At 70.9% G+C, this 13,231-nt stretch carries 7 protein-coding genes; 5 read left to right on the top strand and 2 right to left on the bottom strand.

Annotation, left to right across the window (positions count from 1 at the left end):
* Positions 1–122 precede the first annotated feature (122 nt).
* From pruA to ACGFIS_RS05990, 3 genes are all read left to right on the top strand, one after another.
* Complete coding sequence (gene pruA / locus ACGFIS_RS06000; protein WP_392899811.1) at positions 123–1,754, top strand: L-glutamate gamma-semialdehyde dehydrogenase; 1,632 nt, start codon at positions 123–125, stop codon at positions 1,752–1,754.
* Between the two features lie 135 nt (positions 1,755–1,889).
* Positions 1,890–2,600: an HAD family hydrolase gene (locus ACGFIS_RS05995; protein WP_392969762.1), complete on the top strand. Its 711-nt coding sequence runs from the start codon at positions 1,890–1,892 to the stop codon at positions 2,598–2,600.
* A 241-nt stretch (positions 2,601–2,841) separates the two neighbouring features.
* Positions 2,842–4,797 (top strand): acetoacetate--CoA ligase, encoded by a 1,956-nt coding sequence (locus tag ACGFIS_RS05990; RefSeq protein ID WP_392969760.1) that lies wholly within the window; start codon positions 2,842–2,844, stop codon positions 4,795–4,797.
* A 3-nt stretch (positions 4,798–4,800) separates the two neighbouring features.
* On the opposite strand, the gene ACGFIS_RS05985 is transcribed toward ACGFIS_RS05990, so the two are convergent.
* Together ACGFIS_RS05985 and ACGFIS_RS05980 are read right to left on the bottom strand one after the other, a co-directional pair.
* Positions 4,801–5,457 carry a Uma2 family endonuclease gene (locus ACGFIS_RS05985; RefSeq protein WP_392969757.1) on the bottom strand — a complete coding sequence of 219 codons (657 nt, stop codon included), beginning with the start codon at positions 5,455–5,457 and terminating at the stop codon, positions 4,801–4,803.
* 79 nt (positions 5,458–5,536) lie between these two features.
* The gene (locus ACGFIS_RS05980; RefSeq protein ID WP_392969755.1) at positions 5,537–6,133 is read right to left on the bottom strand and encodes a hypothetical protein; all 597 of its coding nucleotides are present in this window, start codon (positions 6,131–6,133) and stop codon (positions 5,537–5,539) included.
* 239 nt (positions 6,134–6,372) lie between these two features.
* On the opposite strand from ACGFIS_RS05980, the gene ACGFIS_RS05975 reads away from it, so the two are divergent.
* Positions 6,373–8,040, top strand: coding sequence for a serine/threonine-protein kinase (locus ACGFIS_RS05975; protein ID WP_392899823.1), 1,668 nt, complete (start codon positions 6,373–6,375; stop codon positions 8,038–8,040).
* Between the two features lie 257 nt (positions 8,041–8,297).
* Positions 8,298–13,175, top strand: coding sequence for an NAD-glutamate dehydrogenase (locus ACGFIS_RS05970; RefSeq protein ID WP_392899826.1), 4,878 nt, complete (start codon positions 8,298–8,300; stop codon positions 13,173–13,175).
* Positions 13,176–13,231: the final 56 nt, after the last annotated feature.

The raw sequence follows: 13,231 nt of genomic DNA, 5'->3' as shown, positions 1-13,231 counted from the left end.
CCGGGCGGCCTGGGCGGCCTGGGCCGGCGGGCAAATCGCGTGGGGCGGCATTTCGTGGGGTGCGGGCGGGTAGGTCCCCCGGCAGATCGGACAACGCCGTCGGATTCGCAGGGAGCCGTCAGATGGACGCCGTCACCACCGTGCCGGTACCGAGGAACGAACCCGTCAAAAGCCACGCGCCGGGAAGCCTCGAACGCGCCGCGCTCGAAGCCAGGATCAAGGAGCTCGGCGGCGAGCAGACCGAGCTGACCATGACGATCGGAGGCGACCGGCGGATGGGCGCCGGCACGCCCATCGACGTCGTCGAGCCCCACAACCACGGGCACGTACTCGGCCGGATGGGCAACGCCACCGAACGGGACGTGGCCGAGGCGATCTCGGCGGCGCGGGAGGCGGCGCCCGCGTGGCGGGCGATGGCGTTCGAGGACCGCGCCGCGATCTTCCTGCGCGCCGCCGACCTGCTCGCCGGGCCGTGGCGGTCCACGGTGAACGCCGCCACGATCCTCGGGCAGTCCAAGTCGGTGCAGCAGGCCGAGATCGACGCCGCCTGCGAGCTGATCGACTTCCTGCGGTTCAACGTCGCCTACGCGGAGCAGATCCACGGGATACAGCCGCTGTCGCCCCCCGGCGTGTGGAACCGGCTGGAGTACCGGCCGCTGGAGGGCTTCGTCCTCGCCATCACCCCGTTCAACTTCAGCGCGATCGCCGGGAACCTGCCGACCTCGCCCGCGCTGATGGGCAACGTCGTGGTGTGGAAGCCGTCCCCGACCCAGCAGCTCGCCGCGCACCACACGATGCGGCTGCTGGAGGCCGCCGGCCTGCCGCCCGGAGTGATCAACCTGGTCACGGGGGACGGGCAGGCCGTCTCGAACGTGGCGCTTCGCCACCCCGACCTGGCCGGGCTGCACTTCACCGGGTCGGCCGGCACCTTCCAGAACCTCTGGCGGACGATCGGGGAGAACATCTCCGGGTACAGGGGCTACCCGCGGATCGTCGGCGAGACCGGCGGGAAGGACTTCGTCGTCGCGCACCCGTCCGCCGACCCGGCCGTGCTGAAGACGGCCCTCGTCCGCGGCGCCTTCGAGTACCAGGGGCAGAAGTGCTCCGCCGCGTCCCGCGCCTACGTCCCCCGTTCCGTCTGGGACGCGATCCGCGACGAGTTCTGCGCCGAGACCGAGTCCCTCACGATGGGCAACGTCGCCGAGGACCTGTCGCTGTTCATGGGCGCCGTCATCGACGAACGCGCGTTCGCCAAGCACCGCGCGGCGATCGAGCGGGCCCGCGGCATCGGCAGCATGAAGATCCTGACCGGCGGGGAGCTGGACGACTCGCGGGGCTACTTCGTCCGGCCGACGGTGCTGGAGTCCCTCGACCCCACCGACGAGATCTTCACGAAGGAGTACTTCGGCCCGATCCTCGGCGTGCACGTCTATGACGACGGCGACTACGGCAGCGTCCTCCACCAGATGGAGAGCGTCTCCGAGTACGGCCTGACCGGCGCGATCATCGCCGAGGACCGCGCCGCGGCCGCCGCCGCCACCGAGGCGCTCCGGTTCGCCGCCGGCAACTTCTACATCAACGACAAGCCGACCGGTTCGATCGTCGGGCAGCAACCGTTCGGCGGCGCCCGCGGGTCCGGCACCAACGACAAGGCCGGCTCGGTGTTCAACCTCACCCGCTGGACGAGCGTCCGCTCGATCAAGGAGACGTTCGTCCCGCCGACCGACCACCGCTACCCGCACATGGACACCTGACGGAGCCCGCGCGGCGGCATGGTTGCGGTGGGCGGGCAGGAGGCCGGACGATAAGCTCGCCCCGCCGCTTCGGCGGGGCGGGCCGGTGCCGGGGCGCCGCCCGTCCAGGTTCAACCGACCGCGCATGGGAACGGGATGTCGACGCTGAACCGTCTGGTGCTGTGGAACATCGATCACACCCTGGTCGACGTCGGGCGGGTCACCCGGGACGCCTACGCCGAGGCGTTCCAGCGGACCATCGGCCGCCCCCTCGTCCGCCTCGCACCCACCCCCGGCCGCACCGAATCCGAGATCATCTTCGAGACCCTCGCGTTCAACGACGTGGTCACCACCGACGATCACCTGGCGGCCTTCTTCGACGCGCTCACCGAGGCGTTCGCGACCCGCCGCGCCGACCTGCGCGCCGACGGCCGGGTCCTGGCCGGTGCCCGCGAGGCCGTCGAGGCGCTCGCCCACGTCCCCGGCGTCGTCCAGTCCGTGCTGACCGGGTCCCTCCAGCCGAACGCCTACCTGAAGGTGACCGAGCTGGGGCTCGGCGGCCGCCTCGACCTCGATGCCGGCGGCTACGAGAACGGCGTCTACAGCAAGGCCGCCCTCCTGGAGCTCGCCCGCACCCGCGCCGGCGAACGCCACGGCACCCGCTATCCCGAATCCGCCACCGTCTACATCGCCGACTCGCCCCGCGACGTCCAGGCCGCGCACATCGCCGGCTCCCCGATCATCGCCGTCGCCACCGGCAGCGCCACCGAGGCCGAACTCCGCGCCGCCGGCGCCGAACGGGTCCTGGCCACCCTCTCCGACACCAACGCGGTCGTCGGCGCCGTCGCCGACCTCACCCGCATCTGAACCACCGGTTTCCGGCGGCGCCGCCTTTCGCGGCGTCGGCGGGGCCCCTGGCCATGTGTGGGCGGCGGATGATCCGGGGCGGCGGTGTGTGAGGATCCGGGATTGCGCCGGGCGGGTCTGTGACCTGCGATGGGACGCGGCACAAGGCGTATCGGCATGCGGATCGGGGAAGTTGCGCGGTGTGCGCGGCGGGGCCGATATTGGGAGGGCCGCGCCCGGGGCGCGGCGGGGAGGGAGAGAGATGACCCGTGAGGTTTCTGAGGGTTCGGCGCTGTGGGAGCCGTCGGACGAGGTCGTCGCGAACGCGCGGCTGACCCACTTCGTCCACTGGCTGTGGGACCGGGGCGTCCTCACGGAGACCTACGACGACCTGTGGCGCTGGTCCGTCACCGAGGTCGACGCGTTCTGGGACGCGATCTGGTCGTATTTCGAGGTCGTCGGCGAGCGCGGTGACGGCCCCGTCCGGGCGGGCGGGCCCATGCCGGTGGACGGGCTGACCTGGTTCCCCGGCGCGACCCTCAACTACGCCGCGAACGCGCTGCGCCGCGCGGAGGACACCCCGGACGAGACCGCGGTGATCTTCCGTTCGGAGGCGGGCGGGCACCGCATGCTGTCCTACCGGGAACTGGCCATGCACGTCGCGGAGGTCCGCGCGGGTCTGGCCGACCTGGGCGTGGGCCGAGGGGACCGGGTCGCCGCCTACCTTCCGAACATTCCCGAGGCGCTGATCTGCTTCCTCGCCACGGCGTCGCTCGGCGCGGTCTGGTCGTCGTGCTCCCCGGACTTCGGCGCCTCCTCGGTGGTCGACCGGTTCGCGCAGATCGAACCGAAGGTCCTCATCGCCGTGGACGGCTACGCCTACAACGGCAAGCGGTTCGACCGGCGTGAGGTCGTCGCCGAGATCGAGGCCGCGCTGCCGGGCCTGGCCGCCACCGTGCTGATCCCCTACCTCGACCCGGCCGCGACCCCGGACGGCCTGCGGGTGGGCATGCACTACGGCGACCTGCCGCGTCCCGGCAACGACACGCCGGTATTCGAGGACGTCCCGTTCGACCATCCCCTGTGGGTCGTCTACTCGTCCGGTACCACCGGCCTGCCCAAGCCGATCGTCCACGGCCACGGCGGCGTCGTCCTCGAACACCTCAAGGCCCTGTCGTTCCACCAGGACCTCGGCCCGGAGGACGTCTTCTTCTGGTTCACCACCACCGGCTGGATGATGTGGAACTACCTCATCGGCGGCCTGCTGGTGGGCTCCACCATCGTGATGTACGACGGCGCCCCCCTCGACCTGTGGACGCTCGCCGCCGACAACGGCGTCACCTACATGGGCGTCGGCGCGCCCTACATCACGGCCTCGGCCAAGGAGGGCCGCCGCCCCGGCGAGGAACACGACCTGTCGGGCCTGCGCGGCATCGGCTCCACCGGTTCGCCGCTCCCGCCCGAAGGGTTCGCCTGGGTGTACGACGCCGTCGGCAAGGACCTCCTCCTCGGCTCGTTCTCCGGCGGCACCGACCTGTGCACCGGTTTCGTCGGCCCGTCGCCTCTGCTGCCTTTGCGCGCCGGCGTCATCCAGTGCCGCGGCCTGGGCGCCAAGGTCGAGGCGTTCGGCGACGACGGCAAGGCCGTGGAGGACGAGGTCGGCGAGCTCGTCATCACCGAGCCCATGCCGTCCATGCCGGTCTTCTTCTGGAACGACGAGAACGGCGAGCGCTACCGCGAGTCGTACTTCGACATGTACCCGGGCGTGTGGCGGCACGGCGACTGGGTCAAGGTCCTTCCGGACGGCGGCTGCGTCATCTACGGCCGTTCCGACTCCACACTGAACCGCGGCGGCGTCCGCATGGGCACGTCCGACTTCTACCGCGTCGTCGAGGCGTTCGAGGAGATCACCGACAGCCTCGTCATCGACACCGGCCGCCTCGGCCAGGAGGGCCGCCTGCTCCTCTACATCCAGCTCGCCGAGGGCGCGTCCCTCACCGACGACCTGCTCGGCGGCCTCAAACGCGAGATCCGCTCGTCGCTGTCACCGCGTCACGTCCCGGACGAGATCCACGCCGTCCCCGGCATCCCCCGCACGCTGTCGGGCAAGAAGCTGGAGGTCCCCGTCCGCAAGATCCTCCAGGGCACCCCGGTCGACGAGGCCGCCAACCGCGACTCCATGGCCAACCCCGAGGTCCTCACCCACTTCACCCCGTAGGACCTACGCCGTCCAGGGCTTCCACCGCTCGGTGTCGATCTCGAAGCCGAGCGGGTCGGGAAGCTTGATGACCTCGCCGAACTTCCAGGTGTGGAGCGGCTCGTACGTTCCCGCCTGGATGTCCGGCTCACCGTAGAGAGTGATCGCCGGCATGCGGGGGTCGCGATCGACGAGAAGGTAGAACGCGATGCCCGATCTGGCGTAGGCGCTCCACTTGGTACCCGGTGCCTGCACAAGCCGCGGCGGCCGGTCGTAGCCCGCGTTGGACAGCGAGGTGATCTCAACGACCGCTTCTACTTCGTGGGGCAGCACATGCCTGCGGTCCTCGTCATCGACCTTCTGGGCGAACTGCTTGTCCATGATGATGAGGTCGGGGACGTACCCGTCCTTCACCGGTACCAGGTTCAGTTCATTCGTCTGCACGGAGTCCCAACGGAACTCCGGATCAGCCGTCTCCGCTGCGTACATGGCGCGGTCGATGGCCTGCACCACGCGATTGTGGCGGAAGGCGGGGGCGGGTGACACGACGATCTCTCCTCCGATGACCTCGACCCGGCTGCCGTCGTTCGGAAGGTGGAGTTCGTCGGCGAGTTCACCCCGGACCCACAGGGCGTACGGGGTGTCCGAAAGCGTGTAGTACTTGGCGACTGCGACGCCCATGACACTGTGCTCCCTCTTGGCGACGGATGGTGACATCGTACGGGTGGAGGCGGCACCAGCGTACCGAGAACGCCGGCATTCAGCCGGGGCGGGAGGCGGCGTAGGCGAGGATGTCGCGGCGGCGGTAGAGGCGGCGGACGCGGCCGCCGCCGAGGGGCTCCACCCGGGCCGGCTCGGGCCAGCCCGCGGGTGGACGTTTCGGGTAGACGGTGACGCTCGTCTGGGCCAGGCCCAGGATGCGGGCGGCGTCGGCGAGGGTGACGAGGTCGTCCGGGTCTTCGTCCGAAGGACGTTCCTCATACGCGGTGAACCAGGCCGTCCATGCGGCTTCGTCCCAGTAGAGGGCCTTGCCTGACCGGTGTGCGACGTCGGGGTGGCCGTTGGACGCGCGGCCGGCCCAGAGCTCCTTGAGGCGGTGGCGGCTCACGTTGTGGCGTGCCGCCAGCTGGTCGCGGGTGACCAGGCCCGGCGGGACGTCCCCGGTGCGGCGGGCGGCGTACCAGCGGTCCCAGGCGCCGGCGTCCCAGGCGAGCTGGGAGCCGACCGTCCCGGCCGGTTCGGGGTGGCCGTTGGACGCGCGCTCACGGAACCACTTCTCCAGCGTGCTGCGTCCCAGCCCGTGCGCCTCCATGAGTTCGGCGCGGGTGTAGACGCGGCGGCCATCGAGCATCGTCATGGCGTCAAGTCTCGCTTGTGTGACACGTTGGTCGGTCGTACCGCTGGGACATGTGACGGCATTAGGGTTGGTCCCCCGGCCAAACGGGTCCGAAGTGAGCGGTTGGTCAGATCACGCCGTATTGACGCATGACGGGGTGAACTTCCCATGGGTCTCGGGCGTCACACTTCGGAGGGTGATCCGGGCCCGTGGCAGGCCGGGGCGGCGACGGGTCGATCAAGAGAGGGACGGTTCGACGCATGGAGGTTGGGGCGCTGCGGTCCGGTGACCCGGATCGGCTCGGTTCGTACGCCCTGATCGGCCGGGTCGGCGAGGGCGGCCAGGGAACCGTGTACCTGGGCACCGACGAGGACGGCCGGCAGGTCGCGATCAAGCTGCTGCATGCGGAGCTGACGTCCGACGACAAGGCACGCGCCCGGTTCCTGCGGGAACTGGAGGTCGCCAAGCAGGTCGCGCCGTTCTGCACGGCCCAGGTGATCGACGCCGACGCGGACGGCGACCGCCCCTACATCGTCAGCGAGTACGTCCGGGGACCGTCGCTGAACCAGCAGGTGCTGGGGGACGGCCCGCTCGGCGGCGCGGCGCTGGACCGGCTCGCGGTCGGCACCGCGACGGCCCTGTCGGCGATCCACCAGGCGAAGATCGTCCACCGCGACTTCAAGCCGCACAACGTGCTGATCGGCCCGGACGGCCCGCGGGTCATCGACTTCGGGGTGGCACGGGCGATCAGCGGCGGCACCACGCTCACCAGCCGCGTGATCGGCACCCCGTCCTACATGTCGCCCGAGCAGATCGGCGGCGACGAGGTCGGGACGCCGTCGGACGTGTTCTGCTGGGCGGCCACACTGGTGTTCGCGGCGACGGGGGAGCCCCCGTTCGGCCAGGACACCATCCCCGCCGTGATCAACCGGATCCTGCACGAGGAACCCGACCTCGGCGACATGGGCGGGCCGCTGCGCGACCTGGTGCTCGACTGCCTGGAGAAGGACCCCTCGCACCGGCCGGCCGCGCGGCAGGTGCTGATGCGGCTGCTCGGTCATGAGGAGGCGTCCCCGGCGTCGGCGTCGGCCGGTGTCCCCGCCGACGCGCGCGCGTCCGGCGGCACCGACGCGACCGCCATGCTCGCCGCCGGTTCCGTCCGGGCCGCGGAACTGGGCGACGAGGACGAGGTGTTCGAGCCGGACCCGGTGTTCGGCGACGACCCCGTCTTCGAGGACGAGCCCGCCTTCGGCGACGACCCGGCCTTCGGCAAGGAGCCCGGGTTCGGGCGACCGGCGGCCCCGGCCGCCTTCCACGGCGCGGCGGCGGACGACCGGGACGGTCACGGGCGCGGCGCCCCCGGCCTGGACGGCACCGACCCGAGGGGCTTCGCGGCCGGACCACTCCCGACGCCCGCGGACTGGGCCGCCGACAGCACACAGCCCGGCGGCCTCGCCGACGGCGGAGGCGGAGGCGGCCTGCGGCGGACGTTCGCCGGTTCGGGCCGCTCGGCCGTGCTGGCCGGGGCGGCCGCGCTGGCCGTCGCGATCGTGGTGATCTCCTCCGTGCTCGTCCTCAGTGCCGGCGACCGGGGCAAGGCGGGGCAGAAGGTCAGCGACCCGAGCGCCCCGCCCTCGTCGTCCGTCGCGCCGAGCACATCGCCGCCGGCGACGAGCGAGGAGCCCGTCGAGCAGAAGCCGGTCGCCCCCTCCTACACCCCGCCGCCCGGCAGCGAGACGCCGACGGAGAGCCCGTCGCCGTCCACCAGCCCCACCTCGAGCGGTACGCCGACCGGCCCGACGACGTCACCGACGAATACACCGCCGCCCGGCGACGATCCGCCCCCCGATACGGAAGAGCCGCCTCCCGGGGACGACCCACCGCCGGACCCGGATGACCCCGGCACCGGTGGGGGCACCAGCCCCTGACGCCTCCTTCGCCGATCGGAGCCGGCAGACCGTCGGAACCGGCGCCGCGAGGCGTTCCGGCCATCGCCGCGCGTGTCGTGCGGACGCCGCGGCACCGGGTTCGGCGATCTCCCCGGGCGGTGCCGCACGGGCTGGCAGGGTGGGAAATGCCACGTTGACCTCGCGGCCGGGCAGGTCGGCTTTGCGGCGATTCCTGGCTACGCTGGCGCGTGAGCGGCGCCACAACGAGGTGGCGAAGGGTCTCTAGGGGAGTTTTGATGGGCGGCATGCTCGATCCAGCGAAGGACGACCTGCTCCGGCGGGCCGCGGAGACGTGCGCGGGACGCCAGGGAGCGCGCGGCGGAGACGTGGAGGAGTCCTACGCCTACCTCCGGCTCTACTACCGGCACGTCGCCCGCGAGGATCTGGCCGACCGGGATCCGGCCGACATCTGCGGTCCCGCGCTGGCGCACCGGGCACTGGGCGAGGAGCGGCCGCAGGGACGCGCGAAGGTGCGGGTCTTCACGCCGTCGCTGGAGGAGTACGGCTGGGACCCGGGCCACACGGTCCTGCAGGTCGTCACCGACGACATGCCCTACCTGGTCGACTCGGTGACCATGGAGCTCACCCGGCACCAGCTGGCCACCCACATGATCGTCCACCCGCTGCTGGGCGTCGACCGCGACGTCGCCGGCCACCTGAAGGCGTTCCGCGGCAAGCTCGACAGCGACACCGACATCGACGAGTCGTGGATCCACATCGAGGTGGACCGCACAAGCGACCGGTCCGTCCTGGAGAACCTGGAGCGGGACCTGTTGCGCGTCCTGCAGGACGTGCGGGTCGCCGTCGAGGACGAACCGAAGATGCGGTCCCGGGCGGGGGAGATCGCCGCCTCGATCCGGGAGACCGCGCCGCCACTGCCGGACAAGGAGATCGACGAGGGCGTCGAGCTGCTCGACTGGCTGGCGGACGGCCACTTCACGTTCCTCGGCTACCGCGAATACACGCTGACCGAGGACGGAACCGCGCTGCGTCCCGAGCCGGGCACCGGCTTCGGCCTCCTGCGCAGCGACAAGCGCGAGTCCGACAGCTTCGCCGCGCTGCCGCCCGAGGTGCGCGAGAAGGCGACCGAGAAGCGTCTCCTGGTGCTCACCAAGGCGAACTCGCGTTCCACCGTCCACCGGCCCCTGTACCTGGACTACATCGGGGTGAAGAAGTTCGACGGGTCCGGCGCCGTCATCGGCGAGCGGCGGTTCCTCGGCCTGTTCACCCACGTCGCCTACAGTGCGTCGATCGCGCACATCCCCGTCCTCAAGCGCAAGCTGGAAGAGGTGCTGGAACTCGCCGGGTTCACCGCCGACAGCTACGACGGGCAGGACCTCGTCGAGATACTGGAGAGCTACCCGCGCGACGAGCTGTTCCAGATCTCCGTCGACGACCTGCTGCCGATCGCGCTCGGCGTCCTGCGGCTGCGTGAGCGCCGTCAGCTGAAGCTGTTCCTGCGCAAGGACCTGTACGGCCGGTTCATGTCGTGCATGGTGTACCTGCCGCGCGACCGGTACACGACCAAGGTCCGGCTGCGCATCCAGCACCTGCTGAAGGAGGCGTTCGAGGGCGTCAGCGTCGACTACAGCGCGAACGTCACCGAGTCGATGCTGGCGCGGCTGCACGTCGTGGTCCGCGGTGAGCGCGGCCGTCCGCTGCCCGACGTGGACGTCACGGACCTGGAGTCGCGGCTCGCCGCCGCCACCCGCTCCTGGGCCGACGACCTGGCCGACGCGATCGTCGAGCAGTGCGGCGAGGAACGGTCCGGGACGCTCGGCCGCCGGTTCGGGGACGCCTTCCCCGAGGCCTACAAGGCCGACTTCCCCGCCCGCACGGCGGTCGCCGACCTGCGCCGCCTCGAAGAGCTCAGCGGTGACGCCGACACCTCCATCAACCTGTACGAGCCGTACAGCGCCGAGCCCGGCGAACGCCGGATGAAGATCTACCGGCTGGGGGAGCCGATCGCGCTGTCGCGGATGCTCCCGCTGCTGCACAACATGGGCGTCGAGCTGATCGACGAGCGTCCCTACGAGATCAACACGTCCGACGAACAGCGGTTCTGGATCTACGACCTGGGACTGCGGTACGTGCCGCCCGCCGGCGTCCCCGAGGACGCCATCAAGGGCCTGTTCCAGGAGGCGTTCACCCGCCTGTGGAACGGCGAGATCGAGAACGACGGCTTCAACGCCCTCGTCCTGCACGTCGGCCTCCACTGGTGGCAGGCGATGATCCTGCGCGCCTACGCCCTGTACCTGCGGCAGACCGGCACCACGTTCTCCAAGCGCTACATCGAGCAGGTGCTGCTGCGGAACGCGTCCATCACCCGGCTGATCGTCCGGCTGTGGGAGAGCCGCCTCGACCCGTCGATCGCGGGCGGCGAGGACGAGCGCAGCCCCGGCATCATCGAGGAGATCCAGGGCAAGCTGGACGACGTCGCCAGCCTCGACGAGGACCGCATCCTGCGCGCCTACCTGGCGCTCGTCCAGGCGACCCTGCGCACCAACCACTACCAGGCCAAGCCGTACCTGGCGATGAAGTTCGACCCGCAGGCCATCCCGGACCTGCCGGAGCCCAGGCCGACCTACGAGATCTTCGTGTACTCGCCGAAGGTCGAGGGCGTGCACCTGCGGTTCGGGTCGGTGGCGCGCGGCGGGCTGCGCTGGTCCGACCGGCGCGAGGACTTCCGCACCGAGATCCTCGGCCTGGTCAAGGCGCAGGCGGTGAAGAACACCGTGATCGTCCCGGCGGGCGCGAAGGGCGGCTTCGTCGGCAAGCAGCTCCCCGACCCGTCCGTGGACCGGGAGGCGTGGCAGAAGGCCGGCATCGCCTGCTACACCGACTTCATCTCCGGCCTGCTCGACCTGACCGACAACCTCGTGGACGGCAAGGTCGTCCCGCCGCCGAACGTCGTCCGCCACGACGGCGACGACACCTACATGGTGGTCGCCGCCGACAAGGGCACCGCGACGTTCTCCGACCTCGCCAACAAGGTCGCCGCCGAGTACGGCTTCTGGCTCGGTGACGCGTTCGCGTCCGGCGGGTCGGTCGGCTACGACCACAAGGGCATGGGCATCACCGCCCGCGGCGGCTGGGAGTCGGTGAAGTACCACTTCCACTCCCTGGGCACCGACATCCAGAACGAGGACTTCACGGCCGTCGGCATCGGCGACATGTCCGGGGACGTGTTCGGCAACGGGATGCTGCTGTCCGAACACACCCGGCTCGTCGCCGCGTTCGACCACCGGCACATCTTCGTCGACCCCGAACCGGACGCCGCGACGTCGTTCGCCGAGCGCCGCCGCCTGTTCGAGCTGCCGCGCAGCAGCTGGGCCGACTACGACACCTCGCTGATCTCCAAGGGCGGCGGCGTGTACCCCCGCACCGCCAAGTCGATCGCGGTGACCCCCCAGATCAGCGAAGCCCTCGGCATCGACGACGGCGTGAAGGCCCTCACCCCGTACGAGCTGATCAAGGCCATCCTCAAGGCGCCCGTCGACCTGCTCTGGAACGGCGGCATCGGCACCTACGTCAAGTCGTCCCTGGAGAACAACGCCGAGGTCGGCGACAAGGCCAACGACCCCGTCCGGGTCAACGGCGCCGACCTGCGCTGCCTGGTGGTCGGCGAGGGCGGCAACCTCGGCGTGACGCAGCTCGGCCGCATCGAGTACGCCCGCGAGGGCGGGCGGGGCGGCGCAGCCACCGGCGCGAGGACGGGCGGGCGGATCAACACCGACTTCATCGACAACTCCGCGGGCGTCGACACCTCCGACCACGAGGTCAACATCAAGATCCTCCTCGACCAGGTGGTGCGGGACGGGGAGCTGACCGGCAAGCAGCGCGAGAACCTGCTGTACGAGATGACCGACGAGGTCGGACGGCTCGTCCTGCGCGACAACTACGCGCAGAACGTGGTGCTCGCCGCGTCCCGCGCGCAGGCGCCCGCGATGCTGCACATCCACGCCCGCTACCTGCGCAAGCTCGAACGGGAAGGCCGGCTGCTGCGCCGCCTGGAGTTCCTCCCCGACGACAAGGCGCTCGCCGAACGGCGGCAGTCGGGGCTCGGGCTCACCGGCCCCGAGTTCGCCGTCATGCTGGCCTACGCCAAACTCGCCCTCGACCACGACCTCGTCGCCTCCGACCTGGCCGACGACCCGTACCTGGAGTCCTGGCTGGTCGACTACTTCCCGACGCCGCTGCGCGACCGGTTCACCCGCTACATGGACCGGCACCCGCTGCGCCGCGAGATCATCACCACCGCCGTCGTGAACGACCTGGTCAACGCGAGCGGCTCCACGTTCGTGTTCCGGATGAACGAGGAGACCGGCGCGTCGTCGTCCGACATCGCCCGCGCCTACCTGGTCGCCCGCGACGTGTTCGGGATGCCGCGGTTCTGGGAGTCGGTGGAGGGCCTGTCGCAGCAGGTCGCGCAGTCCACGCAGATCGCGATGCTGCTGGAGGCGCGCAAGCTCACCGAACGCGGTGCCCGCTGGCTGCTGCACAAGCGGCGGCCACCGTTCGACATCCGCGAGACCATCGACTTCTTCGGCGGCGGCGCGGCCACGCTGCGCACCCACCTGTCGAAGCTGCTGGTCGGGCTGGACCTCGCCGCGTTCGAGCAGCGCCGCGACGGCTTCGCCGAGCTGGGCGTCCCGGACGATCTGGCCGAGCAGTGCGCGACGTTCGTCCCCGCGTTCTCCACGTTCGACCTGGTGGGCATCGCCCACGACACGGGCCGCCCGGTGGAGGAGGTCGCCGAGGTCTACTTCGACCTCGCCGACCGGTTGCAGCTGTCCCGGATGCGCGAACGCATCATCGCGCTGCCGCGTGACGACAAGTGGCGTTCGATGGCGCGCTCCGCGCTCCGCGACGACCTCTACACGGCGCACGCGGCGCTCACCCAGGACGTCCTCGTCACCAGCGAGCCCGGTCTGAACCCCGAGGAGCGCATGGTCCACTGGGCGGACAAGAACAAGCCCGCCGTCCAGCGCGCCCAGCAGACCCTCAGCGAAATCTGGGAGAGCGACAGCTTCGACCTGGCGACCCTGTCGGTGGCCCTGGGCGCGATCCGCACCCTCGTCACCGCCAGTTCCCTCCCGTCCACGGATTCCTGACACTCACGTGTGGCGTGCCGCCGGCCGGCGGCACGCCGCACGTCGGCACAGCACCG

Origin of the sequence: Spirillospora sp. NPDC048824 (genome assembly GCF_043198455.1) — a bacterium.
Classification (GTDB): domain Bacteria; phylum Actinomycetota; class Actinomycetes; order Streptosporangiales; family Streptosporangiaceae; genus Spirillospora.
Note: the sequence above shows the minus strand (reverse complement) of the source record. Positions and strands in the feature narration are given on the sequence as shown.